The organism is Enterobacter cloacae complex sp. SHL018, from assembly GCF_049237905.1.
Classification (GTDB): Bacteria; Pseudomonadota; Gammaproteobacteria; order Enterobacterales; family Enterobacteriaceae; genus Enterobacter; species Enterobacter hormaechei_C.
Window position 1 is genome coordinate 615,298 of the sequence record NZ_JBMKJE010000002.1, and the last position, 23,163, is coordinate 638,460.

Consider the following 23,163-nt stretch of genomic DNA (forward strand, 5'->3'; position numbering starts at 1 on the left):
TAAATTCAACCGTGCTGCGGGCGTTTCGCCCTCAGCTCAAAAACCGTTTAGTTTGCGATCGCGTGCCCACTCCTGTGGGGTGAACGCTTTAATCGACAGGGCGTGGATGCGGTTATCCGCAATGTATTCCATCAGCGGCGCGTACACAGCCTGCTGTTTCTTCACGCGACTCATTCCGTCGAACATCTCACCCACAGCAATAACCTGGAAGTGACTGCCATCGCCAGAGACGTGGGCTTCCTGAAGGGAGAGTGCATTCATCAGCACAGTCTGGATTTCATTATTTTCCATGGGGTCTACATCATCTGATAGTGAAAACAAGCTCAACATCTTAGAGCAAAGTGGCGCGGTCTTAAACAAGCAAAAAGCCCCGACGCGTAAACTGTCGGGGCTTTCAGAAGTAACGTACTGAAAAAATTAGCGAGGTAATACGTCTTCGGGCAAATTGTAAAGCTGTGCAAGGGTAATCACGTTATCGCTTACCCCCGTCAGGGTAACGCTGCTCCCCTGCTTTTTGCCCGTGGCCACCAGGTGCGCCAGCAGGGCGATACCGGCGGTATCTACCCGCGTAACGCCATGGAGATCAATCAGCGTCACGCCCTGCATCGCTTTATGGCGAGCGTCCCACAGCGGGTTAAGCAGATCCTGATCCAGCTCTCCCGTCAGCGTCAACGTCTCGCCGTCACGCGCCCAGCTAAGCTGCTGTGACATTACTTCTTCTCGTCCAGGGTAATTTTCTGACGAGAGATGGACTGAAGCTGAGCCGTCAGGCCATCGATGCCTTTAGTGCGCAGCAGATCGCTCCACTCGTTCTGTTTAGTGGTGATCATGCTGACGCCTTCAGCGATCATGTCGTACGCCTGCCAGTTTCCGGTCTGGCTGTTTTTACGCCACTGGAAGTCCAGACGAACCGGTGGACGACCGTTTGGATCGATAATCGTCACGCGAATAGGAATGATAGTGGCATCGCCCAGCGGCTGTTCAGGGGCAATCTGATAGGTCTGCCCGTGGTACATCGCCAGCGCCTGGCCGTAAGCCTGTTTCAGGTATTCACGGAACGCCGCAAAGTAAGCCTCGCGCTGTGCAGGGGTCGCGTCTTTGTAGTAACGGCCCAGCACCAGTGCGCCCGCATACTTGATCTGCACATACGGCAGCAGTTCCTGATCCACCACATCACGCAGATAATCAGGGTTAGAACGGATTTTTGGCTGTTCGTTTTTAAGACGGTCGAAGGTTTTCTTCGCGGCCTCATCCATCAGTTTGTACGGGTTACTCTGATCCGCAGCGTGCGCCGCGGTAAGAGGGGCAATGACCAGCATGGCAACCATTAACAGTCGTTTAAACATGAATGACTTCTCCTGAAATTAATTCGTCGCGCCTGGCGTCGGTTCGACGTTGGTGTGGTCTTCACTCTGCGCAGGGGCATCGTCAGACTTTTTATCATCCCCTTTACTGTTGTAAAGGAACTGACCAATCATATCTTCCAGCACCATCGCTGACTTGGTATCCTGGATTACGCTACCGTCTTTAAGGATAGTCGTTCCCAGCTCAGGATCTTCAAAACCAACGTTAAGGGCCAGATATTGCTCCCCCAGCAGGCCAGAGGTGCGGATAGAAAGCGAGCTGGTGTCCGGAATGTGGTTATAGCGCTCTTCGATATCCATCGCGACGCGCGGCAGATAGGTTTTCTCATCAAGCGTAATGTCAGCGACACGTCCGATAACGACGCCACCAATACGCACCGGTGAGCGCGCTTTCAGGCCGCCGATGTTATCGAAAGTCGCGTAGACACGATACGTCGGCTCGGCGCGAACAGAGGTGATGTCCGCCGCTCGCAGGCAGATGAACAGCGCGGCCAGCAGCGCCAGAAGCAGAAACACGCCAACCCAAATTTCATTTTTTCTCGTTTGCATGAACTCAATTCCCAAACATCAGTGCGGTGAGCACAAAATCCAGACCTAAAACGGCCAGCGACGAATGTACGACAGTACGCGTCGTTGCACGGCTAATGCCCGCCGACGTCGGAATGGCATCGTAACCATTAAACAACGCAATCCAGGTAACCGTCACAGCGAAAACCACGCTCTTGATCAGACAGTTCACCAGATCCATCCGCAGATCGATGGCGTCCTGCATGGCAGACCAGAAGAATCCGGCATCAATGCCTTTCCAGTTAACGCCAACCAGCGCGCCTCCCCAGATACCTACCGCCACAAAGAGGATAGTCAGTAACGGCAAGGAGATAACCCCGGCCCAGAAGCGCGGCGAGATTACCCGGCGCAGCGGATCGACTGCCATCATCTCCATACTGGAGAGCTGCTCGGTGGCGCGCATCAGGCCAATTTCCGCCGTCAACGCTGACCCGGCACGCCCGGCGAACAGCAGCGCGGCAACCACCGGCCCGAGTTCACGCAGCAGCGAGAGCGCCACCAGCATGCCAAGGCTGGTTTCCGCGCTGTAGGTTGTCAGCACCAGATACCCCTGCAACCCCAGCACCATGCCAATAAACAGACCCGACACGATGATGATAAGCATCGACAGCACGCCGACGTTATAAAGCTGCCTTACCAGTAACGGCGCATGCTTGCGGAACTCCGGTTTGCCGACCAGCGCGTTGAACAACATTAATCCGGCACGCCCGAACGTACTGATGGTTTTTAGGCCACGGTGTCCAAGACCCGCCAACGCATTTAACAGCATGAGTGGCTTAACTCCCTATTCCGAGTAAATCGTCATGATAGTCGCCCGCCGGATAGCGGAAAGGCACCGGCCCATCTGCGATACCGTCCAGGAACTGCCGCACGCGCGGATCGCCATTCTCCTGCAACGCCTGCGCGCTGCCGTGGGCGACGATCTTTTTGTCAGCCACAATATAGGCGTAATCAGCGATACTCAGCACTTCCGGCACGTCGTGGGAAACCACCACGCAGGTGACGCCAAGGGCGCTGTTCAGCTCCGAAATTAACTTCACCAGCACGCCCATGGTGATGGGGTCCTGCCCGACGAACGGTTCATCGAACATGATTAAATCGGGTTCCAGGGCAATAGCACGCGCCAGCGCGGCGCGGCGCGCCATCCCACCCGAGAGTTCGGACGGCATGAGTTTCGCAGCCCCCCGCAGCCCCACGGCTTCAAGCTTCATCATCACCGTACTGTGCAACAGCTCAGGAGGAAGATGGGTGTGCTCACGCAACGGATAGGCCACGTTGTCAAAAACGTTCATATCCGTGAACAGCGCGCCCGACTGAAAGAGCATGCTCATCCGTTTGCGAACCGTGTAGAGGCGCGAGCGAGACATCGCCGGGACATTTTCGCCGTCGAAGAGAATTTCGCCGCTGTCAGGGGGGATTTGCCCGCCGATAAGACGCAGCAACGTGGTTTTACCGATCCCTGACGGCCCCATGATGGCGGTGATTTTACCGCGCGGCACGGTCAGCGAAATATCATCAAATATTAACCGGTTGCCGCGAGAAAAACTGACGCCCCGGACATCGACTATATTCGCCATCGTTTGGCTCATTTATGGTTCCTTACTTACCTTGCTTCACGGCTGGCATGAAGCGTAAATCAGCCCTAAACCCCGCATTTTTACAGAATATTCACTATTGGGGTTAGCGAAAGCTGGCATTTGTTTTACTTTTCCGGCGCATAAAGTCAAAATTAGGAATTCGTTACGTCTCAGACTTCATCTGGCGCCAACATTCGTGCGCAGTGGACCAGCGAGTATACCTGAAGAAAGGACTTTTGATGCTTTTAGCAACAGCACTGTTAATAATTGGTTTACTGTTGGTGGTCTACAGTGCTGACCGTTTGGTCTTTGCCGCATCCATTCTCTGTCGACTCATTGGCATGCCGCCCATCATTATCGGCATGACGGTGGTCAGTGTAGGCACATCGCTTCCTGAAATCATCGTTTCTGTTTCAGCCTCGCTGCATGGGCAAGTCGACCTCGCTATCGGCACCGCGATTGGCTCTAACATCGTCAATATCTTACTGATTTTAGGCTTAGCCGCATTACTGCATCCATTTCGCGTGCATTCTGATGTTTTGCGCCGGGAATTGCCGTTAATGTTAGTCGTCAGTCTGCTGGCAGGCTACGTACTTTATGACGGGGTGCTGAGCGTCGGTGACGGTATATTCCTGCTCGCCCTGGCCGTGATCTGGTTGCTTTACAGCGTGAAGATCGCACGTCTGGCGGAAAAACAGGGTAACGATAGCCTTACGCGTGAGCATCTCGCCGAGCTGCCCCGGGAAGGGACCTTACCCGTCGCCCTGCTGTGGCTGGGCGTCGCGCTGATCATCATGCCAATGGCCACGCGGATGGTGGTCGATAACGCGACGGTGCTGGCGAACGCGTTTGCGATGAGCGAACTGACAATCGGTCTGACGGTAATCGCCATCGGCACCAGCCTGCCAGAGCTGGCCACCGCCATCGCCGGGGCGCGTAAAGGGGAAGATGATATCGCCATCGGCAATATCATTGGCTCGAATATTTTCAATATCGCAATCGTGACAGGGCTGCCGGCGCTAATCTCGCCGGGGCCGTTTAACCCTATGGTTTTCACGCGCGATTACGGTGTGATGCTGCTGGTCAGCGTGATTTTCGCCCTGCTCTGCTGGCGGCGAAAAGAGCAGATCGGCAAAGGCGCAGGCGCGCTGCTGACGGGTGGATTTATCGTATGGCTGGCGATGCTGTACTGGCTTTCGCCTCTTCTCTCTGGGTAAACGGAAACGCATTATGTCGCAAATAGAATTGCAGCCGGGTGTTGACTTTCAGAAAGCAGGCAAAGACGTTCTGGAGATTGAACGTGAAGGTCTGGCGCAGTTAGATCAGTACATTAATCAGGATTTTAGTCTGGCCTGTGAGAAGATGTTCTACTGTGCCGGCAAAGTCGTGGTGATGGGGATGGGCAAATCCGGCCATATCGGACGCAAAATGGCGGCGACCTTTGCCAGTACCGGCACGTCGTCATTCTTCGTTCATCCCGGTGAAGCCGCGCACGGTGACCTCGGCATGGTTACGCCGCAGGACGTGGTTATTGCGCTGTCCAACTCCGGGGAATCGAATGAAATCCTGGCGTTGATCCCGGTGCTGAAGCGTCTGCACGTACCGCTGATTTGCATGACCAGCCGACCGGAAAGCAGCATGGCGCGTGCGGCGGATATTCACCTGTGCGTGAAAGTGCCTAAAGAAGCCTGTCCGCTGGGGCTGGCGCCGACCTCCAGCACAACCGCCGCGCTGGTGATGGGCGATGCCCTTGCCGTTGCGCTGCTGGAAGCCCGCGGTTTTACGCCTGAAGATTTTGCCCTGTCTCATCCCGGCGGCGCGCTCGGGCGCAAACTGCTGCTGCGGGTTAACGATATTATGCACACCGGAGATGAGATCCCGCACGTGAGCAAAGAGGCGTCTTTGCGCGACGCGTTACTGGAGATCACCCGTAAAAACCTGGGCATGACGGTTATCTGCGACGATCTGATGAAGATTCAGGGCATTTTCACCGACGGCGACCTGCGCCGGGTATTCGATATGGGTGTGGATGTCCGAACGCTGGGCATTGCTGATGTGATGACGCCAGGCGGGATCCGCGTCCGTCCGGGCACGCTGGCGGTAGATGTGCTGAACCTGATGCAGTCCCGTCATATTACCTCAGTGATGGTTGCCGATGGCGACCAACTGCTGGGTGTGGTACATATGCATGATCTGCTGCGCGCTGGCGTAGTGTAATGAAGGATAAGACAATGAGTAATGCGGGTGCATCCCTTGCAACCTGTTATGGCCCGGTGAGCGCCCACATGATGGCAAAGGCGGAAAATATCCGCCTGTTGATCATCGATGTGGATGGTGTGCTCTCCGACGGTCTGATTTATATGGGCAATAACGGCGAAGAGCTGAAAGCCTTTAACGTTCGCGACGGTTACGGTATCCGCTGTGCGCTCACGTCCGGAATTGAAGTTGCAATCATCACCGGGCGGAAAGCTAAACTGGTAGAAGATCGGTGTGAAACGCTGGGCATTACCCATCTCTATCAGGGGCAGTCTGATAAGATGGTAGCTTTCCGGGATCTGCTGGGAAAACTGGCCATTGCACCAGAGAATGTGGCATACGTCGGGGATGATTTGATCGACTGGCCAGTGATGGCGGAGGTGGGTCTGAGCATCGCCGTGGCTGACGCGCACCCGCTGCTGATCCCGCGTGCTGATTACGTTACCCATATTCACGGTGGCCGCGGCGCCGTCCGTGAAGTCTGCGATCTGCTTCTGCTGTCGCAGGGCAAGCTTGATGAGGCGAAAGGGCAATCGATATGAGTAAAACCAGACGTTGGGTTATCATTCTGCTTGCGCTTGTCGCCCTGGTACTGATTGGCGTCAACCTCGCTGACCGCGATGATACGCAAGCGGAAGTGGTTAACACGAGCGACCCGACCTATAAAAGCGATCACAGCGACACCGTGGTCTATAGCCCGGAAGGCGCGCTGAACTATCGCCTCGTTGCTCAGCATGTAGAATATTTTTCAGATGACGGTACCTCGTGGTTTACCCAACCGGTCATGACCACCTTTGATACGGACAAAGTGCCGACGTGGTCTATCAAGTCTGACCGGGCAAAACTGACAAATGACCGTATGCTTTACCTGTATGGTCACGTTGAAGTCAACGCCCTGACCGCTGACGCGCAACTGCGAAAAATTACGACGGATAACGCCCAGATCAACCTGGTCACCCAGGATGTCACGTCGCAGGATTTAGTCACCCTGTATGGCACAACATTTAATTCCAGCGGTTTAAGAATGCGCGGGAACTTACGCAGCAAAAACGCCGAGCTGATTGAAAAGGTTAGAACCTCCTATGAAATTCAAAACAAACAAACTCAGCCTTAAAGTTGTTATCGCCAGCGCGCTGCTGGCGGCCAGTCTTCCCGCGCTTGCTGTGACTGGCGACACCGAACAGCCGATTCATATTGAATCCGATACCCAGTCTCTGGATATGCAGGGTAACGTCGTCACCTTTACCGGCAACGTCGTCATGACCCAGGGCACCATTAAAATCAACGCCGACAAAGTGGTCGTTACCCGTCCGGGCGGCGAGCAGGGCAAAGAGATTATCGATGGTTATGGCAACCCGGCCACCTTCTACCAGATGCAGGACAACGGCAAGCCGGTGAAAGGCCATGCCTCGCATATGCACTATGAACTGGCGAAGGATCTGGTCATCCTGACCGGTAATGCTTACCTGGAACAGCTGGACAGCAATATCAAAGGCGACAAGATCACCTATCTGGTGAAAGAGCAGAAAATGCAGGCCTCCAGCGAAAAAGGCAAACGCGTCACGACCGTGCTTGTGCCTTCGCAGTTGCAGGACAAGAACAACGGTCAGGCTCCGGCACAGAAAAAGAGTAACTAATTCGTAATGGCAACTTTAACTGCAAAAAACCTCGCGAAAGCGTATAAGGGCCGCCGCGTCGTCGAAGATGTCAGTCTGACCGTCAACTCCGGCGAAATCGTGGGTTTGCTTGGCCCTAACGGGGCGGGTAAAACCACGACCTTCTACATGGTGGTGGGCATCGTCCCGCGTGACGCCGGCAACATCATCATCGATGATGAAGATATCAGCCTGCTGCCGCTTCATGCCCGCGCGCGTCGTGGCATCGGCTATTTGCCGCAGGAAGCGTCTATTTTCCGCCGCTTAAGCGTGTTCGACAACCTGATGGCCGTGCTCCAGATCCGTGACGATCTGACCAGCGAGCAGCGCACTGACCGTGCGAACGAGCTGATGGAAGAGTTTCATATCGAACATCTGCGTGACAGCCTCGGCCAGGCGCTGTCCGGTGGTGAACGCCGCCGCGTTGAGATTGCGCGCGCGCTGGCAGCAAACCCAAAATTCATCCTGCTGGATGAACCGTTTGCGGGCGTTGACCCCATCTCCGTTATCGATATCAAACGTATCATTGAGCACCTGCGCGACAGCGGGCTTGGCGTACTGATCACGGACCACAACGTTCGTGAAACGCTGGCCGTGTGTGAGCGCGCCTACATAGTGAGCCAGGGCCATCTGATTGCCCACGGTACGCCGCAGCAAATCCTCGAAGATGAGCATGTTAAGCGCGTGTACCTTGGGGAAGACTTCAGACTCTGATAGGGTAGAGGTTAAGTCACGCCGAACCGGAGAAAAACGCTCTGAACATGAAGCAAGGTTTGCAATTACGGCTCAGCCAGCAACTGGCCATGACGCCGCAGCTACAGCAGGCAATCCGTCTGTTGCAGCTGTCCACGTTAGAACTCCAGCAGGAGCTCCAGCAGGCGCTGGACAGCAATCCGCTGCTGGAGCAAACCGATCTTCATGACGAGGTAGACGCCCAGCAGACGCAGGACACAGAAACGCTCGATTCCGTAGATGCGCTCGAACAGAAAGAGATGCCGGACGAACTGCCGCTGGATGCCAGCTGGGATGAAATTTACACCGCGGGTACCCCTTCCGGGACACGTGCAGACTACCAGGACGATGAACTCCCGGTCTACCAGGGCGAAACCACCCAGTCGCTTCAGGACTACCTGATGTGGCAGGTAGAGCTGACCCCTTTCTCCGATACCGATCGCGCCATTGCCACCTCGATTGTCGATGCCGTTGACGACACGGGCTATTTGACCGTGACGCTGGACGAGATTCTTGAAAGCATCGGCGATGACGAGATTGAACTGGAAGAGATCGAAGCCGTTCTGAAACGCGTTCAGCGTTTCGACCCGATTGGCGTCGCCGCGAAAGATCTGCGCGACTGTCTTCTGATCCAGCTTTCGCAGTTTGCCAAAGAGACACCGTGGATTGACGAAGCCCGGCTCATCATCAGCGATCATCTGGATCTGCTGGCGAATCACGACTTCCGCACCCTGATGCGCGTCACACGCCTGAAAGAAGAGGTGCTGAAGGAAGCGGTGAATCTGATCCAGTCGCTCGATCCGCGTCCGGGGCAGTCGATCCAGACCAGCGAACCGGAATATGTCATCCCCGATGTGCTGGTGAGAAAACACAATGGCCGGTGGGTCGTTGAACTGAACGCCGACAGCATTCCTCGCCTGCAAATCAACCAGCAATACGCCTCCATGTGCACCAGCGCCCGTAACGACGCTGATAATCAATACATTCGCAGCAACCTTCAGGAAGCACGCTGGTTGATCAAGAGCCTGGAGAGCCGTAATGACACGCTGCTGCGCGTCAGCCGCTGTATTGTCGAACAGCAGCAGGCGTTCTTTGAGCAGGGCGAAGAGTTTATGAAACCGATGGTGCTGGCGGACATCGCCCAGGCCGTCGAGATGCATGAATCAACCATTTCCCGCGTGACCACGCAGAAATATCTGCACAGCCCCCGCGGTATTTTTGAGCTTAAGTATTTCTTCTCCAGCCACGTGAACACCGAAGGCGGCGGCGAAGCCTCGTCAACGGCTATTCGCGCACTGGTGAAGAAGTTGATCGCCGCGGAGAACCCCGCGAAGCCACTCAGTGACAGTAAGTTAACCACCATGCTGTCCGATCAGGGTATTATGGTGGCACGTCGTACTGTCGCGAAGTATCGAGAGTCTTTATCCATTCCGCCGTCTAACCAGCGTAAACAACTGGTTTGACACAACCGATAAGGAAGACACTATGCAGCTCAATATCACCGGACATAACGTCGAGATTACTGAGGCTTTACGCGATTTTGTAAACACTAAGTTTGCGAAACTCGAGCAGTATTTCGAGAGGATCAACCAGGTCTATGTTGTGTTGAAAGTGGAGAAAGTGACGCATATCTCGGATGCGACCCTGCACGTCAACGGAGGGGAACTCCATGCCAGTGCGGAAGGGCAAGACATGTACGCGGCTATCGACGGCTTGATTGATAAGCTTGCGAGACAGCTCAATAAACATAAAGATAAACTGAAACAACACTAATTGTCCGGGCAGTTAACGGGTGCAGGACGGCCTGTTGTGAAACACAACAGGCCATTTGTACAGTTAGCGCTTAGGTGAAATTATGATAAACAACGATTCCGCTCTTCAACTGAGCAATGTCCTTAACCAGGATTGTACCCGCAGTGGCGTTCACTGCCAGAGCAAAAAACGTGCGCTGGAAATCATCAGTGAGCTGGCCGCAAAACAGCTGGGTCTGCCGCCGCAGATCGTGTTTGAAGCCATTCTGACCCGTGAAAAAATGGGCAGTACTGGCATCGGCAATGGCATTGCGATCCCGCATGGCAAGCTGGAAGAAGATACGCTGCGTGCCGTGGGGGTGTTTGTGCAACTGGAAACGCCTATCGCTTTTGACGCCATCGATAACCAGCCTGTGGATCTGCTTTTCGCGCTGCTGGTTCCTGCCGATCAGACCAAAACCCACCTGCACACGCTGTCGCTGGTTGCCAAACGTCTGGCGGATAAAACCATTTGTCGTCGACTGCGCTCAGCCCAAAGTGATGAAGAGCTTTATCAAATTATCACTGAAGCAGAAGGCAATCAGGATGAGGCATAATCGGGAAAGGGCCTTCAGAACGGCTGCCCTGAGGAGAAACGGAACATGGTGCTGATGATCGTCAGCGGTCGTTCGGGGTCCGGGAAGTCCGTGGCCCTGCGCGCGCTGGAAGACATGGGATTTTACTGTGTAGATAACCTGCCGGTAGTGTTGTTACCCGATCTGGCGCGGACGCTGGCGGACAGGCAAATCTCTGCCGCCGTCAGTATTGACGTGCGTAACATGCCGGAATCGCCGGAAATCTTCGAGCAGGCAATGAACAGCCTGCCGGAATGCTTCTCGCCTCAGCTCTTGTTCCTGGACGCTGACCGCAACACGCTGATCCGTCGCTACAGCGATACACGTCGTTTGCATCCGCTCTCCAGTAAAAATCTTTCGCTGGAAAGCGCCATCGATAAAGAGAGCGATCTGCTTGAGCCACTGCGTTCCCGGGCCGACCTGATTGTCGACACTTCCGAAATGTCCGTCCACGAGCTGGCGGAAATGCTGCGTACGCGCTTACTCGGCAAGCGCGAGCGCGAACTGACGATGGTGTTTGAATCCTTCGGCTTTAAGCACGGCATACCTATCGATGCGGATTACGTTTTTGATGTGCGTTTCCTGCCGAACCCACACTGGGATCCGAAACTGCGTCCGATGACCGGTCTGGATAAGCCGGTGGCAGCGTTCCTCGATCGACACACAGAAGTACACAATTTTATCTACCAGACGCGAAGCTACCTTGAGCTATGGTTACCTATGCTGGAAACAAATAATCGCAGCTACCTGACGGTGGCGATTGGCTGTACCGGCGGTAAACATCGTTCGGTCTACATTGCCGAACAGCTGGCCGATTACTTCCGCTCACGCGGGAAGAACGTTCAGTCCCGTCATCGCACGCTGGAAAAACGCAAAACATGACCGTAAAACAGACCGTCGAAATCACCAACAAGCTGGGCATGCATGCGCGCCCGGCGATGAAGCTGTTTGAACTGATGCAGGGTTTTGATGCTGAGGTGCTGCTGCGCAACGACGAGGGAACCGAGGCAGAAGCCAACAGCGTGATTGCGCTACTGATGCTGGATTCTGCCAAAGGCCGTCAGATTGAAGTTGAAGCCACCGGCCCGCAGGAAGAAGAAGCGCTGGCGGCAGTGATTGCCCTGTTCAACGCCGGGTTTGACGAAGACTAACGTTCGCCATGTCGGCGGGTAGCGCTGCGCTTACCCGCCCTACCTAAGATTATTTCGCTCCATAAACCCTTCCCCACCCAGCTGGCGCATCTGGCGCATAATCCACGCCTGGCGGCTTCGCACATAGCCTGACGGGGCGCTGGCCTTAAAACGCAGCGGGTTCGGCAGCACGGCGGCAAGCAGTGCCGCTTCGGACATAGTCAGCCTGCTGGCGGGCTTGCCAAAATAGCGCTGCGATGCCGCTTCGACACCAAATACGCCGTCACCAAATTCCGCGATATTCAGGTAGACGTTTAAAATGCGTTTTTTGCTCCACACCGTCTCGACGCCCAGCGTCAGCCCGGCCTCCAGCCCTTTTCTCACCCAGCTGCGACCGTCCCATAAGAACAGGTTTTTTACCGTCTGCTGAGAAAGCGTCGATGCGCCGCGGACGCGGTTTTCATGACGTTCATTATGATCCAGCGCCTTCTCGATAGCCGCCACGTCAAAACCCCAGTGCTCCGGGAATTTCTGATCTTCTGCCGCAATGACCGCCAGCCCCATCCACGGCGAGATTGCATCCATGCTGACCCAGTCAGAATGGGCAACATAGCCAAAATCCCCAGAGAGCCAGGCGCTAATCTGCCGCTCTGCCATCACGGCCGAGAACGGGACGGGCAGGATGCTGAACAGCGCAATACCGCCGCCCCAGAACACGGCCAGGACCAGCACAATACGCAGCAGGATCCGTTTTAACCACCCGCCGGGGGAGAATTTACGACTCATTCGGTCAGGACCAGCACTCTGTCCACCAGCTTTTCAATGCCTGCGGCAGCCTCGGCGATGTTCTGCGCCAGCATATACGCTGGCGTGGTGATGATCTTGTTGTCCTCATCCACCACAATGTCGTCTACCGGACATAGCACGTGTTCGCCGCCCATATCCTCGACAATCTCAGCGGTATCAATGTCGGTTCCGATCGTGAGCCGCAGCGGGAAATCAAAAATTTTCGGCAGCATGGCCGGCGCAATGCAGATAAAGCCCTGCGGCTTACCTGCCGCATGCATCGCCAGCGATAGCGCTTTCAAATCGGGATCGACATGACACGCCGCGCCTTCCGTTGCAAACGTGCTCAGGTTTTTCGCCGCGCCAAAACCGCCCGGCACGATGAGCGCATCAAGCTCAGTGGCATCGGCCTGTGCCAGCGGGTGAATATCGCCGCGCACAATACGCGCCGCTTCAATCAGCACGTTACGGCTTTCCGCCATTGGCTCGCCGGTGAGATGATTAATCACGTCTGCCTGGGTTTTATCCGGGGCGAAGCAGATAATGTCTGCCCCCTGGCGCGATAATGCCAGCAGCGTTAATACGGTTTCATGTATCTCTGAACCATCGTAAACACCACATCCGCTCAGCACGACACCAATCTTTTTCATTCTGACGATCCTTCTATGCAACTCGCTGAAGCACATTAAAAATTCTGATTAAAACGCTATGCTTCACACATTTCACTGATTCATGTAACAAACTGTTTAAGATTTGCTATCTTATCTGCGTGCGGCCTCAATTTTCAGGCGGCGTCCATGCGAAAACAACCCACAAAAATCAGGCGCAGCCACGATTTCCCTGGTGTTGGCGCAGTATTCGCGCACCCCGGTATAGCCGGGGTCATTTTTTTCTGGCATCCACCCACGCTTTCAGCACTGCCACATCGTTTTGCCACTCTTGTTTCATCTCTTCGACCCAATCACCTACGTTATCTTCCCAGGCTGGTAAATCAGGCGACTGAATCTGTTGGCCCAGCTGCTGGAGATGGCGTAACCCGACAGATCCTGCCGCGCCTTTGATTTTATGTCCCTCTTCGACGATGCCCTTCTGGTCACGCGCCGTCAGGTTGGATTCGAGCACGTTCAGATAGCCCGGCATCATTTTTTCGAACACGGCGAGGCCATCGGTGATCAGTTTTGGTCCCACCAGATCGATATACTGCTCCAGCATGGCGGTATCCAGTATCGTTTGGGCTTTAGCGCTATCAACAGACGTCATGGTGCTCTCCTCTTCATCACAGGTATCCCAGAACTTCTTGATCATCGCCGTCAGGGCGGGTACCGCCAGCGGCTTGCTGAGCACATCGTCCATACCGGCCTCGAGATACTCTTTTTTATCTTTCAACACGTTTGCGGTCAACGCCACCAGCGGCGGCAGCTCGTCAGGAGCATATTTGCGCGTCAGCTCGCGGGAGATATCCAGCCCGGTCATGTCCGGTAGCTGAATATCGAGCAGCACCAGGTCATACTCGCCCGGCGTGAACATCTCCAGCGCGGCTTTGCCGGTCATCGCCACATCCACGCTGTTACCGAGTTTTTCCAGTACCGACCGGGCGACAATGACGTTCAGCTCAATATCTTCCACCAGCAGGACGTGCAGGGCTGGCAGCGGCATATCGTCGTTCTCAAACGTATCTTCCACCTCTTCCGCCACGGCAGGCGCGTGGACGGTAAGCGTAAAGGTGGAGCCTTTACCCGGCTGGCTGGCAACGGTGATATCCCCGCCCATACTTTTCGCCAGACGTTTCGACACCGCCAGTCCAATGCCCGTACCGGTCGCCGGTTTACCGCCGTGGCTGTCTTTAACCTGATAATACATGGCGAAGATCTTATCCTGCTCCTCCTGAGGAATGCCGATACCCGAGTCCTCAACTTCAAAGTGCAGCATGTCGCCTTCGTCATAGCGAATGCGCACCGCAACCTGCCCCTTCTGGGTAAACTTCACGGCGTTGCTGATGAGGTTCCACAGGATCTGCCGCAGACGTGTGCCGTCCGTCACCACTTTATGCGGCAATGGCAGCGTTGGCTCCATCACAAAGCTCAACCCTTTTTGCTGAGCCTGTAAACCTGACAGGTTTTCCAGGTCCGCGAGGAAACCGGTAAAATCAACCGGCTGGTTGTCGAGCTGAACTTTACGGCGTTCCATCTTATCCATGTCGATAATATCATTGAAGATATTGCCCAGCGTGACCGCCGAGACGTGGATCGTTTTCAGGTATTTTTCCTGCTCGCTGGTCAGCTCGGTATCCAGCAGAATGCGGCTCAGCCCCACAATGCCATTCAGCGGGGTGCGCAGTTCATGGCTGATGGTGGAGATGAAGGTGGTTTTATCCCGGCTGGCGCGCTCCAGCGCATCCTGATAGCGCTTACGCTCGGTGATATCGCGGCCAAAGCCCATCAGACCATGACGTTTCCCCACCCGGTCGTAATAAGGCACTTTGCGGATCTCAAAGCAGGCTTTGCGCCCGTCAGGATAGTCCAGCCACTGCTCATAGGTCAGCGAAACGTTATGGCGGAAGACCTTTTCATCCGTCTCCATCACTTTTGCTGCCGCCTCTTCGGAATAGACATCCTGAGGTTTCAGGTGGATCAGCTGCTTTTCGCTTTTCCCGGTCAACAGTTCCATGGCCCGGTTACAGCCGGAGAACTCTTTATCTTCATTACGGTAGAACACCAGATCCGGCGACGCATCGAGGAACGAGCGCAGGAAAGAGGATTGCTGTTCAAGCTGGATCTGCGTCACTTCACGCTCTTTCATCTCAACTTTTAGCTGCTCAAGCGTGGTCTGACGCTCGGCTTCCGCCTTCTCACGGTCTGAAATTTCCTGATTCAGCTGGGCAATGTTGTCCTTGAGCTGGACGTTGAGTTTGAGATCGCGCTCGCGCATCTCTTCCAGCTTATCCACCAGTTTCGATAAACGCTGTCGGGACTCCTCCAGCTGCTCAACCACCACGGAGAGAAAATAGACCGCCCATGGGGTAATCAGCAGGCCAAAGAAAATAGAGCGGATCACGTCGATGCTCTCGACCTGACCATGCAGAACCATGGTCACGGCCATTTGCACGACGATGGCCAGAACGACCAGCGCCAGCGCCAGCAGCATGGAAAAACGCACCAGCCCGAGCTTCATCATCAGGTCGACGTAGTACTGGGCCAGCATTCGAATTTGCTTCATAGAGGATCCCTTCACGACTTTATCGCTCAATAATACTCAAATTCACGGCGAGGCGTTGAAGGTTGTGAGAAAAAGTGCGGGGTGAAACAGGAGATTAGCCTCGCCCCCGGGCAACCGGGAGCGAGGAAGAAGGTTTATCAGGAGCGTTTTAGCAGCATCCAGAGGCTGATCAGGAAGAAACTGGCGCTCGGCAACAGTGCGCCGATAATTGGCGGAATGCCATACACCAGCGTCAGCGGACCGAAAATCTGATCGAGGACGTAGAACACAAAACCAAAGCTGATACCGGTTACCACGCGAACCCCCATCGGCACGCTACGCAGCGGTCCAAAGATGAACGATAGCGCCATCAGCATCATCACGGCCACGGACAGCGGCTGGAAGATTTTGCTCCACATGTTGAGCTGGTAACGCCCCGCATCCTGTCCGCTCGATTTCAGATACTTCACGTAATTATGCAGACCGCTGATGGAGAGCGCATCGGGATCGAGCGCTACCACCCCAAGCTTGTCCGGCGTCAGGTTGGTTTTCCAGGTACCGCTAACGGTCTGCGAACCGGTGATCTGTTTCGGGTTCGTCAGGTCAGATTCATCAACCTGGGATAACCGCCAAAGCTTGTTGTTCGCATCAAATTTAGCGGAGGCGGCATAACGCACCGACTGTAAACGACGATCGTTATTGAAGGCATAGATACTCACGCCGCCCAGTTCATCGTCCCCTTTCACGCGTTCGATATAGACAAAGTTCTGACCATCTTTCGCCCATAATCCCTGCTGCGTGGAGAGCAGTGAACCGCCGTACATAGCCTGAGCACGGTAGTTACGCGCCATCTGTTCGCCCTGCGGCGCGACCCATTCGCCAATCGCCATGGTCAACAGCACCAGCGGGATCGCGGTTTTCATCACCGACAGCGCAACCTGCATACGGGTAAAACCCGATGCCTGCATCACCACCAGCTCGCTACGCTGAGCCAGCATCCCCAGACCCAGCAGCGCCCCCAACAGGGCCGCCATCGGGAAGAAGATCTGCACATCTTTTGGTACGCTGAGCAGGGTATACATCCCGGCGCCCAACGCGTCGTAACTCCCCTGCCCGGCTTTTTTCAGCTGGTCGACAAATTTGATAATGCCCGAGAGCGACACCAGCATGAACAGGGTCATCATGATGGTGGTGAAAATCGTTTTACCGATATAGCGGTCAAGTACGCCAAACGCCTGCATTAGATGGCTCCTTTACGCGTAAACCGGGCACGAAGACGACGCACAGGCACCGTGTCCCACAAGTTGAGTCCGACTGCCAGCAGCAGATACAAACCATTCACGACCCAGGTCCAGATCATCGGGTCAATTTTTCCTTTCCCGCCGTTAGACTTGATTGAGGTTTGCAGCAGGAAGAACACCAGATACAGCAGCATCGCTGGCAGCATCGACAGCACGCGGCCCTGGCGCGGGTTTACCACGCTCAGCGGAACCACCATCAGCGCCATCATAAATACGGTGAATACCAGCGTGATACGCCAGTGCAGTTCAGCACGCGCACGATCGGTATCGGTATTCATTAAGGTGCGCATATCCATCTGCTCAGTATCCGTGGGATCGAGCGCGACGGCCTGATGGCCAATGATGGCCTGGTAGTTCTGAAAATCGGTAATACGGAAGTCGCGCAGCATAGCCGTGCCTTCGAAACGCGTTCCTTTGTTCAGCGTGACAACCTGAGAGCCGTCTTTACGCTGAGACAGCTGACCGGAGTCCGCCACCACCACAGAAGGCCGGGCGTTACCTTTCGGGCGCAGTTGAGCAAGAAACACGTCATTGAAGCGGTTGCCATCGACGCTTTCGATAAACAGCACGGAGTTACCGTCGGTCGCCTGCTGGAACTGCCCCTGCGCCAGCGCCGCCAGCCCCGGGTTAGCTTTTGCTTCCGCCAGCACCTCATCCTGATGACGAGAGGAGGTCGGCCCCGCCCACATGACGTTAACCGCGGCAACAATGCCCGTAAACAGCGCCAGCACCATGGCTGCTTTTACCAGTACGGCTTTACTGAGGCCGCAGGCATGCATCACGGTGATTTCACTTTCGGTATAGAGCTTACCCAGGGTCATCAGCAGACCAAGGAACAGGCTTAACGGCAGGATAAGCTGCGCCATTTCCGGCACGCCAAGCCCGAGCAGGGAAAGCACCAGATTCGTTGGGATTTCGCCATCAACCGCCGCGCCGAGGATCCTGACCAGCTTCTGACAGAAAAAGATCAGAAGGAGGATAAAGAGGATCGCCAGTTGGCTCTTCAGCGTCTCCCGAACCAGATATCTTATGATTATCACTTTAAATACGCCCGTTAAAACTCGTCTTATGCAGGAATTTAGCTTGTTTCATGGCTTAAACGTCATTTATTCTCTTGAGTCGTCGAAATCATCGCTAAGATTAAAAAACCCGGCGGATTCGCGCTTCATGACATTTATTGACGTGTCGAAACCGTAGTAACGTAAGATTAACACGAAGTCACCACAACGGCGGACATGAGTTACGAAAGGTTTCAATTCTATCCGTAGCCGCCGCCGTTGTCTTTAAGATTCAGGAGCGTAGTGCATGGAGTTCAGTGTAAAAAGCGGTAGCCCGGAGAAACAGCGGAGTGCCTGCATCGTTGTGGGCGTCTTTGAACCACGCCGACTCTCCCCGATCGCCGAGCAACTCGATAAAATCAGCGACGGCTATATCAGCGCCCTGCTGCGCCGTGGCGAACTGGAAGGCAAACCAGGGCAGACCCTGTTGCTGCACCATGTTCCGAACGTCCTGTCCGAGCGTATTCTGCTGATTGGCTGTGGTAAAGAACGTGAGCTTGATGAGCGCCAGTACAAGCAGGTTATTCAGAAAACCATTAATACACTGAATGATACTGGTTCGATGGAAGCCGTCTGCTTCCTGACGGAGCTGCACGTTAAGGGCCGCAACACGTACTGGAAAGTGCGCCAGGCCGTCGAAACCGCAAAAGAGAGCCTCTACAGCTTTGATCAGCTGAAAACCACCAAAAGCGAGCCGCGTCGCCCGCTGCGTAAAATGGTCTTTAACGTGCCAACCCGTCGCGAGCTGACCAGCGGCGAGCGCGCCATTCAGCACGGTCTGGCCATTGCCGCCGGTATTAAAGCGGCAAAAGATCTTGGCAATATGCCGCCAAACATCTGTAACGCCGCGTACCTGGCGTCTCAGGCGCGCCAGCTGGCTGACGCGTACAGCAAGAACGTCATCACCCGCGTTATCGGCGAACAGCAGATGAAAGAGCTGGGGATGCACTCTTATCTGGCGGTCGGTAACGGTTCCCAGAACGAATCCCTGATGTCGGTCATTGAGTACAAGGGTAATCCGTCTGAAGATGCGCGTCCCATCGTGCTCGTCGGTAAAGGGCTGACCTTCGACTCCGGCGGTATCTCCATCAAGCCTTCAGAAGGCATGGATGAGATGAAGTACGACATGTGCGGCGCGGCGGCGGTTTACGGCGTCATGCGCATGGTCGCGGAACTTCAGTTGCCCATCAACGTGATCGGCGTGCTGGCGGGCTGCGAAAACATGCCTGGCGGCCGCGCTTATCGTCCGGGTGATGTGCTGACCACCATGTCCGGCCAGACCGTTGAGGTGCTGAACACCGACGCCGAAGGCCGTCTGGTGCTGTGCGACGTGCTGACCTACGTTGAGCGCTTCGAACCTGAAGCGGTGATCGACGTGGCTACGCTGACCGGCGCCTGCGTGATTGCGCTGGGCCATCACATCACCGGCCTGATGTCGAACCACAACCCGCTGGCGCATGAGCTGATCGGCGCGTCCGAGCAGGCCGGCGACCGCGCGTGGCGTCTGCCGCTGGGGGACGAGTTCCAGGAACAGCTGGAGTCTAACTTCGCAGACATGGCGAACATCGGCGGTCGTCCTGGCGGAGCTATTACCGCGGGCTGCTTCCTGGCGCGCTTTACCCGCAAGTACAACTGGGCGCACCTGGACATCGCGGGGACCGCATGGCGCTCCGGTAAAGCCAAAGGCGCGACCGGACGTCCGGTGGCGCTGCTGTCGCAGTTCCTGCTCAATCGTGCGGGTTTTAACGGCGACGAGTGATGTAAAACGCCGGGTGGCGGCTACGCCTTACCCGGCCTACACGCCACTCAACCGTAGGCCGGGTAAGCGAAGCGCCACCCGGCTTTGCATTTAAATCCACGACAAGAAGCCCCATATATGAAGAATGCAACGTTCTACCTTCTGGACAATGACACCCATCAGGATGGCCTCAGCGCCGTTGAACAGCTGGTGTGTGAAATTGCCGCAGAACGTTGGCGCGCAGGTAAACGCGTCCTGATTGCCTGTGAAGATGAGCAGCAGGCGATTCGCCTGGATGAAGCGCTATGGGCGCGCCCGCCGGAGAGTTTTGTTCCGCATAACCTGTCGGGCGAAGGTCCACGCGGCGGGGCACCGGTGGAGATTGCCTGGCCGCAAAAACGCAACAGCAGCGCGCGCGACATTCTCATTAGCCTGCGGACAGACTTTGCAGATTTTGCCACCGCTTTCACAGAAGTGGTAGACTTTGTCCCTTACGAAGAATCTTTGAAACAACTGGCGCGCGAACGCTACAAAGCGTACCGCCTGGCCGGTTTTAACCTGAATACGGCAACCTGGAAATAATGGAAAAGACATATAACCCACGCGATATCGAACAGCCGCTTTACGAGCACTGGGAACAGCAGGGCTATTTCAAGCCTAACGGCGACGAAAGCAAAGAGTCCTTCTGCATCATGATCCCGCCGCCGAACGTCACCGGCAGTTTGCATATGGGGCATGCTTTCCAGCAGACCATCATGGATACCATGATCCGCTACCAGCGCATGCAGGGCAAAAATACCCTGTGGCAGGCGGGGACTGACCACGCGGGTATCGCGACCCAGATGGTGGTTGAGCGTAAAATTGCCGCTGAAGAGGGTAAAACCCGCCACGACTACGGTCGCGACGCGTTCATCGACAAAATCTGGCAGTGGAAGGCAGAATCCGGCGGCACCATTACCCGTCAGATGCGCCGTCTCGGCAACTCCGTAGACTGGGAGCGCGAGCGCTTCACCATGGATGAAGGCCTGTCCAACGCCGTGAAAGAAGTCTTTGTGCGCCTGTACAAAGAAGACCTGATTTATCGTGGCAAGCGCCTGGTCAACTGGGACCCGAAACTGCGCACCGCCATCTCTGACCTGGAAGTGGAAAACCGCGAGTCTAAAGGCTCCATGTGGCACATCCGCTATCCGCTGGCCGACGGCGCAAAAACCGCCGACGGTAAAGATTACCTGGTGGTGGCGACCACCCGTCCGGAAACCCTGCTGGGCGATACCGGCGTGGCCGTTAACCCGGAAGATCCGCGTTATAAAGATCTGATCGGCAAATTCGTGGTGCTGCCGCTGGTGAACCGCCGTATTCCGATTGTGGGCGACGAACACGCCGACATGGAAAAAGGCACCGGCTGCGTGAAAATCACCCCGGCGCATGACTTCAACGACTATGAAGTCGGTCGTCGTCATCAACTTCCGATGATCAACATTCTGACCTTCGACGGCGATATCCGCGAAAGCGCAGAAGTGTATGACACCAAAGGCAACGAATCCGACGTTTATTCCAGCGACATCCCGGCTGAGTTCCAGAAGCTGGAGCGCTTTGCCGCGCGTAAAGCCATCGTAGCCGCCGTTGACGCACTCGGCCTGCTGGAAGAGATTAAACCTCACGATCTGACCGTGCCGTACGGCGACCGTGGCGGCGTGGTTATCGAGCCAATGCTGACCGACCAGTGGTACGTGCGTGCCGACGTGCTGGCGAAACCGGCTGTTGAAGCGGTTGAGAACGGCAGCATCCAGTTCGTGCCGAAGCAGTACGAAAACATGTACTTCTCCTGGATGCGCGATATTCAGGACTGGTGTATTTCCCGTCAGCTGTGGTGGGGTCACCGTATCCCGGCGTGGTACGACAACGAAGGCAATGTCTACGTTGGCCGCACCGAAGAGGAAGTGCGTCAGGAAAACAACCTGGGCGCTGACGTTGCCCTGCGCCAGGACGAAGACGTGCTGGATACCTGGTTCTCCTCCGCACTGTGGACCTTCTCTACCCTCGGCTGGCCGGAAAACACCGACGCGCTGCGTCAGTTCCATCCAACCAGCGTGATGGTATCCGGCTTCGACATCATCTTCTTCTGGATCGCCCGCATGATCATGATGACCATGCACTTCATCAAAGACGAAGACGGCAAGCCGCAGGTTCCGTTCCATACCGTCTACATGACCGGCCTGATCCGCGACGACGAAGGCCAGAAGATGTCCAAATCCAAGGGTAACGTTATCGACCCGCTGGATATGGTGGACGGTATCTCTCTGGAAGAGCTGCTGGAAAAACGTACCGGCAACATGATGCAGCCGCAGCTGGCGGAGAAAATCCGCAAGCGTACCGAGAAGCAGTTCCCGAACGGGATCGAATCTCACGGTACCGACGCCCTGCGCTTCACCCTGGCGGCGCTGGCCTCCACCGGTCGTGACATCAACTGGGATATGAAGCGTCTGGAAGGTTACCGTAACTTCTGTAACAAGCTGTGGAACGCCAGCCGCTTCGTGCTGATGAACACCGAAGATCAGGATTGCGGCTTTAACGGCGGCGAAATGACCCTGTCTCTGGCAGACCGCTGGATCCTGGCGGAATTTAACCAGACGGTGAAAGCGTTCCGCGACGCGCTGGACAGCTACCGCTTCGACATCGCGGCAGGCATCCTGTACGAATTCACCTGGAACCAGTTCTGTGACTGGTATCTGGAGCTGGCGAAGCCGGTCATGAACGGCGGTTCTGAAGCGGAACTGCGCGGCACGCGTAATACGCTGATTACCGTTCTGGAAGGTCTGCTGCGCCTTGCGCACCCGATCATTCCATTCATCACCGAAACCATCTGGCAGCGCGTGAAGGTGATTGCCGGTATTAATGCCGATACCATCATGCTCCAGCCGTTCCCGGCATTCGACGCCGCGAAAGTGGATGAAGCCGCGTCTGCGGATACCGAGTGGCTGAAGCAGGCGATCGTTGCGGTACGTAACATCCGCGCGGAAATGAACATCGCTCCGGGTAAACCACTGGAGCTGCTGCTGCGCGGTTGCAGCGAAGCTGCCGTTCGTCGCGTCACCGAGAACAACACCTTCCTGAAAACCATGGCGCGTCTGGAAAGCATCACCGTGCTGCCTGCCGATGACAAAGGTCCGGTTTCCGTGACCAAAATCATCGACGGCGCGGAGCTGCTGATCCCGATGGCGGGCCTGATCGACAAAGATGCGGAGCTGGCGCGTCTGGCGAAAGAAGTGGCGAAAGTCGACGTGGAAATTGGCAAAATCGAAAGCAAACTGGCGAACGAGGGCTTTGTGGCCCGCGCGCCGGAAGCGGTCATCGCCAAAGAGCGTGAGCGTCTGGTTGCCTTCGCCGATGCGAAGACCAAACTGATCGAGCAGCAGGCGGTTATCGCGGCGCTGTAATA

At 55.6% G+C, this 23,163-nt stretch carries 25 protein-coding genes; 14 read left to right on the forward strand and 11 right to left on the reverse strand.

The features are described 5' to 3' along the window. Positions 1-36 precede the first annotated feature (36 nt). The 6 genes from ibaG to mlaF all read right to left on the reverse strand — a co-directional run bounded on the left by ibaG (position 37) and on the right by mlaF (position 3,520). Positions 37-291 carry a BolA family iron metabolism protein IbaG gene (ibaG, locus tag ACOTY5_RS12765; RefSeq protein WP_003861840.1) on the reverse strand — a complete coding sequence of 85 codons (255 nt, stop codon included), beginning with the start codon at positions 289-291 and terminating at the stop codon, positions 37-39. 126 nt (positions 292-417) lie between these two features. Beyond that, positions 418-711, reverse strand: a complete 294-nt coding sequence (gene mlaB / locus ACOTY5_RS12770) for a lipid asymmetry maintenance protein MlaB (protein ID WP_045141578.1) — start codon at positions 709-711, stop codon at positions 418-420. Further along, positions 711-1,346 (reverse strand): phospholipid-binding protein MlaC, encoded by a 636-nt coding sequence (mlaC, locus tag ACOTY5_RS12775; protein ID WP_006812130.1) that lies wholly within the window; start codon positions 1,344-1,346, stop codon positions 711-713. Before mlaC ends, mlaB begins: the two co-directional genes overlap by 1 nt. Positions 1,347-1,364: 18 nt before the next feature. Further along, positions 1,365-1,913, reverse strand: a complete 549-nt coding sequence (mlaD, locus tag ACOTY5_RS12780) for an outer membrane lipid asymmetry maintenance protein MlaD (RefSeq protein WP_006812131.1) — start codon at positions 1,911-1,913, stop codon at positions 1,365-1,367. A gap of 4 nt (positions 1,914-1,917) precedes the next feature. Continuing rightward, positions 1,918-2,700, reverse strand: coding sequence for a lipid asymmetry maintenance ABC transporter permease subunit MlaE (gene mlaE, locus ACOTY5_RS12785; protein WP_003861848.1), 783 nt, complete (start codon positions 2,698-2,700; stop codon positions 1,918-1,920). A gap of 7 nt (positions 2,701-2,707) precedes the next feature. After that, positions 2,708-3,520 (reverse strand): phospholipid ABC transporter ATP-binding protein MlaF, encoded by an 813-nt coding sequence (gene mlaF / locus ACOTY5_RS12790; protein WP_017382730.1) that lies wholly within the window; start codon positions 3,518-3,520, stop codon positions 2,708-2,710. A gap of 227 nt (positions 3,521-3,747) precedes the next feature. On the opposite strand from mlaF, the gene ACOTY5_RS12795 reads away from it, so the two are divergent. From ACOTY5_RS12795 to npr, 11 genes are all read left to right on the forward strand, one after another. Continuing rightward, complete coding sequence (locus ACOTY5_RS12795) at positions 3,748-4,725, forward strand: calcium/sodium antiporter (protein ID WP_003861852.1); 978 nt, start codon at positions 3,748-3,750, stop codon at positions 4,723-4,725. Between the two features lie 13 nt (positions 4,726-4,738). After that, the gene (kdsD, locus tag ACOTY5_RS12800) at positions 4,739-5,725 is read left to right on the forward strand and encodes an arabinose-5-phosphate isomerase KdsD (protein ID WP_045141579.1); all 987 of its coding nucleotides are present in this window, start codon (positions 4,739-4,741) and stop codon (positions 5,723-5,725) included. Between the two features lie 14 nt (positions 5,726-5,739). Further along, entirely contained in the window at positions 5,740-6,306 is a 567-nt protein-coding gene (kdsC, locus tag ACOTY5_RS12805) for a 3-deoxy-manno-octulosonate-8-phosphatase KdsC (protein ID WP_045141580.1), read from the forward strand. Beyond that, positions 6,303-6,878, forward strand: coding sequence for an LPS export ABC transporter periplasmic protein LptC (gene lptC / locus ACOTY5_RS12810; RefSeq protein ID WP_015571983.1), 576 nt, complete (start codon positions 6,303-6,305; stop codon positions 6,876-6,878). Before kdsC ends, lptC begins: the two co-directional genes overlap by 4 nt. Beyond that, complete coding sequence (lptA, locus tag ACOTY5_RS12815) at positions 6,847-7,401, forward strand: lipopolysaccharide ABC transporter substrate-binding protein LptA (protein ID WP_006812136.1); 555 nt, start codon at positions 6,847-6,849, stop codon at positions 7,399-7,401. Before lptC ends, lptA begins: the two co-directional genes overlap by 32 nt. Before the next feature lie 6 nt (positions 7,402-7,407). Next, positions 7,408-8,133 (forward strand): LPS export ABC transporter ATP-binding protein, encoded by a 726-nt coding sequence (gene lptB, locus ACOTY5_RS12820; protein ID WP_003861862.1) that lies wholly within the window; start codon positions 7,408-7,410, stop codon positions 8,131-8,133. Between the two features lie 47 nt (positions 8,134-8,180). Continuing rightward, on the forward strand, positions 8,181-9,614 hold the full coding sequence (rpoN, locus tag ACOTY5_RS12825) for an RNA polymerase factor sigma-54 (RefSeq protein WP_003861864.1): 1,434 nt from the start codon (positions 8,181-8,183) through the stop codon (positions 9,612-9,614). 22 nt (positions 9,615-9,636) lie between these two features. Further along, the gene (gene hpf / locus ACOTY5_RS12830) at positions 9,637-9,924 is read left to right on the forward strand and encodes a ribosome hibernation promoting factor (protein ID WP_003861866.1); all 288 of its coding nucleotides are present in this window, start codon (positions 9,637-9,639) and stop codon (positions 9,922-9,924) included. 82 nt (positions 9,925-10,006) lie between these two features. Continuing rightward, positions 10,007-10,498 carry a PTS IIA-like nitrogen regulatory protein PtsN gene (gene ptsN / locus ACOTY5_RS12835; RefSeq protein ID WP_003861869.1) on the forward strand — a complete coding sequence of 164 codons (492 nt, stop codon included), beginning with the start codon at positions 10,007-10,009 and terminating at the stop codon, positions 10,496-10,498. A gap of 45 nt (positions 10,499-10,543) precedes the next feature. After that, complete coding sequence (rapZ, locus tag ACOTY5_RS12840; RefSeq protein ID WP_003861870.1) at positions 10,544-11,398, forward strand: RNase adapter RapZ; 855 nt, start codon at positions 10,544-10,546, stop codon at positions 11,396-11,398. Then, positions 11,395-11,667, forward strand: coding sequence for a PTS phosphocarrier protein NPr (gene npr, locus ACOTY5_RS12845; RefSeq protein ID WP_003861872.1), 273 nt, complete (start codon positions 11,395-11,397; stop codon positions 11,665-11,667). The genes rapZ and npr overlap by 4 nt, the downstream gene beginning before the upstream one ends. 39 nt (positions 11,668-11,706) lie before the next feature. On the opposite strand, the gene mtgA is transcribed toward npr, so the two are convergent. The 5 genes from mtgA to lptF form a co-directional block, all read right to left on the reverse strand. Then, on the reverse strand, positions 11,707-12,432 hold the full coding sequence (gene mtgA / locus ACOTY5_RS12850) for a monofunctional biosynthetic peptidoglycan transglycosylase (protein ID WP_045141581.1): 726 nt from the start codon (positions 12,430-12,432) through the stop codon (positions 11,707-11,709). After that, on the reverse strand, positions 12,429-13,082 hold the full coding sequence (elbB, locus tag ACOTY5_RS12855; RefSeq protein WP_045141582.1) for an isoprenoid biosynthesis glyoxalase ElbB: 654 nt from the start codon (positions 13,080-13,082) through the stop codon (positions 12,429-12,431). The genes mtgA and elbB overlap by 4 nt, the downstream gene beginning before the upstream one ends. Before the next feature lie 232 nt (positions 13,083-13,314). Further along, the gene (gene arcB / locus ACOTY5_RS12860) at positions 13,315-15,648 is read right to left on the reverse strand and encodes an aerobic respiration two-component sensor histidine kinase ArcB (protein WP_017382727.1); all 2,334 of its coding nucleotides are present in this window, start codon (positions 15,646-15,648) and stop codon (positions 13,315-13,317) included. Between the two features lie 137 nt (positions 15,649-15,785). Then, positions 15,786-16,868, reverse strand: coding sequence for an LPS export ABC transporter permease LptG (gene lptG / locus ACOTY5_RS12865; protein WP_001147540.1), 1,083 nt, complete (start codon positions 16,866-16,868; stop codon positions 15,786-15,788). Continuing rightward, entirely contained in the window at positions 16,868-17,968 is a 1,101-nt protein-coding gene (gene lptF / locus ACOTY5_RS12870; RefSeq protein ID WP_003861881.1) for an LPS export ABC transporter permease LptF, read from the reverse strand. Before lptF ends, lptG begins: the two co-directional genes overlap by 1 nt. 265 nt (positions 17,969-18,233) lie before the next feature. Here lptF and pepA point away from each other — a divergent pair, with 265 nt between their 5' ends. From pepA to ACOTY5_RS12885, 3 genes are all read left to right on the forward strand, one after another. Then, positions 18,234-19,745 (forward strand): leucyl aminopeptidase, encoded by a 1,512-nt coding sequence (gene pepA, locus ACOTY5_RS12875; RefSeq protein WP_003861882.1) that lies wholly within the window; start codon positions 18,234-18,236, stop codon positions 19,743-19,745. Positions 19,746-19,862: 117 nt separating this feature from the next. Further along, positions 19,863-20,306 (forward strand): DNA polymerase III subunit chi, encoded by a 444-nt coding sequence (holC, locus tag ACOTY5_RS12880; RefSeq protein WP_003861884.1) that lies wholly within the window; start codon positions 19,863-19,865, stop codon positions 20,304-20,306. Continuing rightward, on the forward strand, positions 20,306-23,161 hold the full coding sequence (locus tag ACOTY5_RS12885; RefSeq protein WP_017382726.1) for a valine--tRNA ligase: 2,856 nt from the start codon (positions 20,306-20,308) through the stop codon (positions 23,159-23,161). Before holC ends, ACOTY5_RS12885 begins: the two co-directional genes overlap by 1 nt. Positions 23,162-23,163: the final 2 nt, after the last annotated feature.

Excerpts from the sequence above, each read along its gene's own strand:
- ACOTY5_RS12795 (WP_003861852.1), top strand. The coding sequence starts at position 3,748 with ATGCTTTTAGCAACAGCACTGTTAATAATTGGTTTACTGTTGGTGGTC.
- rpoN (WP_003861864.1), top strand. The coding sequence starts at position 8,181 with ATGAAGCAAGGTTTGCAATTACGGCTCAGCCAGCAACTGGCCATGACG.
- mtgA (WP_045141581.1), bottom strand. The coding sequence starts at position 12,432 with ATGAGTCGTAAATTCTCCCCCGGCGGGTGGTTAAAACGGATCCTGCTG.
- ACOTY5_RS12885 (WP_017382726.1), top strand. The coding sequence starts at position 20,306 with ATGGAAAAGACATATAACCCACGCGATATCGAACAGCCGCTTTACGAG.
- ptsN (WP_003861869.1), top strand. The coding sequence starts at position 10,007 with ATGATAAACAACGATTCCGCTCTTCAACTGAGCAATGTCCTTAACCAG.
- mlaF (WP_017382730.1), bottom strand. The coding sequence starts at position 3,520 with ATGAGCCAAACGATGGCGAATATAGTCGATGTCCGGGGCGTCAGTTTT.
- lptB (WP_003861862.1), top strand. The coding sequence starts at position 7,408 with ATGGCAACTTTAACTGCAAAAAACCTCGCGAAAGCGTATAAGGGCCGC.
- hpf (WP_003861866.1), top strand. The coding sequence starts at position 9,637 with ATGCAGCTCAATATCACCGGACATAACGTCGAGATTACTGAGGCTTTA.
- lptC (WP_015571983.1), top strand. The coding sequence starts at position 6,303 with ATGAGTAAAACCAGACGTTGGGTTATCATTCTGCTTGCGCTTGTCGCC.
- mlaD (WP_006812131.1), bottom strand. The coding sequence starts at position 1,913 with ATGCAAACGAGAAAAAATGAAATTTGGGTTGGCGTGTTTCTGCTTCTG.
- npr (WP_003861872.1), top strand. The coding sequence starts at position 11,395 with ATGACCGTAAAACAGACCGTCGAAATCACCAACAAGCTGGGCATGCAT.
- kdsD (WP_045141579.1), top strand. The coding sequence starts at position 4,739 with ATGTCGCAAATAGAATTGCAGCCGGGTGTTGACTTTCAGAAAGCAGGC.
- lptG (WP_001147540.1), bottom strand. The coding sequence starts at position 16,868 with ATGCAGGCGTTTGGCGTACTTGACCGCTATATCGGTAAAACGATTTTC.
- lptA (WP_006812136.1), top strand. The coding sequence starts at position 6,847 with ATGAAATTCAAAACAAACAAACTCAGCCTTAAAGTTGTTATCGCCAGC.
- kdsC (WP_045141580.1), top strand. The coding sequence starts at position 5,740 with ATGAGTAATGCGGGTGCATCCCTTGCAACCTGTTATGGCCCGGTGAGC.
- rapZ (WP_003861870.1), top strand. The coding sequence starts at position 10,544 with ATGGTGCTGATGATCGTCAGCGGTCGTTCGGGGTCCGGGAAGTCCGTG.
- pepA (WP_003861882.1), top strand. The coding sequence starts at position 18,234 with ATGGAGTTCAGTGTAAAAAGCGGTAGCCCGGAGAAACAGCGGAGTGCC.
- ibaG (WP_003861840.1), bottom strand. The coding sequence starts at position 291 with ATGGAAAATAATGAAATCCAGACTGTGCTGATGAATGCACTCTCCCTT.
- arcB (WP_017382727.1), bottom strand. The coding sequence starts at position 15,648 with ATGAAGCAAATTCGAATGCTGGCCCAGTACTACGTCGACCTGATGATG.
- mlaE (WP_003861848.1), bottom strand. The coding sequence starts at position 2,700 with ATGCTGTTAAATGCGTTGGCGGGTCTTGGACACCGTGGCCTAAAAACC.
- holC (WP_003861884.1), top strand. The coding sequence starts at position 19,863 with ATGAAGAATGCAACGTTCTACCTTCTGGACAATGACACCCATCAGGAT.
- mlaB (WP_045141578.1), bottom strand. The coding sequence starts at position 711 with ATGTCACAGCAGCTTAGCTGGGCGCGTGACGGCGAGACGTTGACGCTG.
- mlaC (WP_006812130.1), bottom strand. The coding sequence starts at position 1,346 with ATGTTTAAACGACTGTTAATGGTTGCCATGCTGGTCATTGCCCCTCTT.
- elbB (WP_045141582.1), bottom strand. The coding sequence starts at position 13,082 with ATGAAAAAGATTGGTGTCGTGCTGAGCGGATGTGGTGTTTACGATGGT.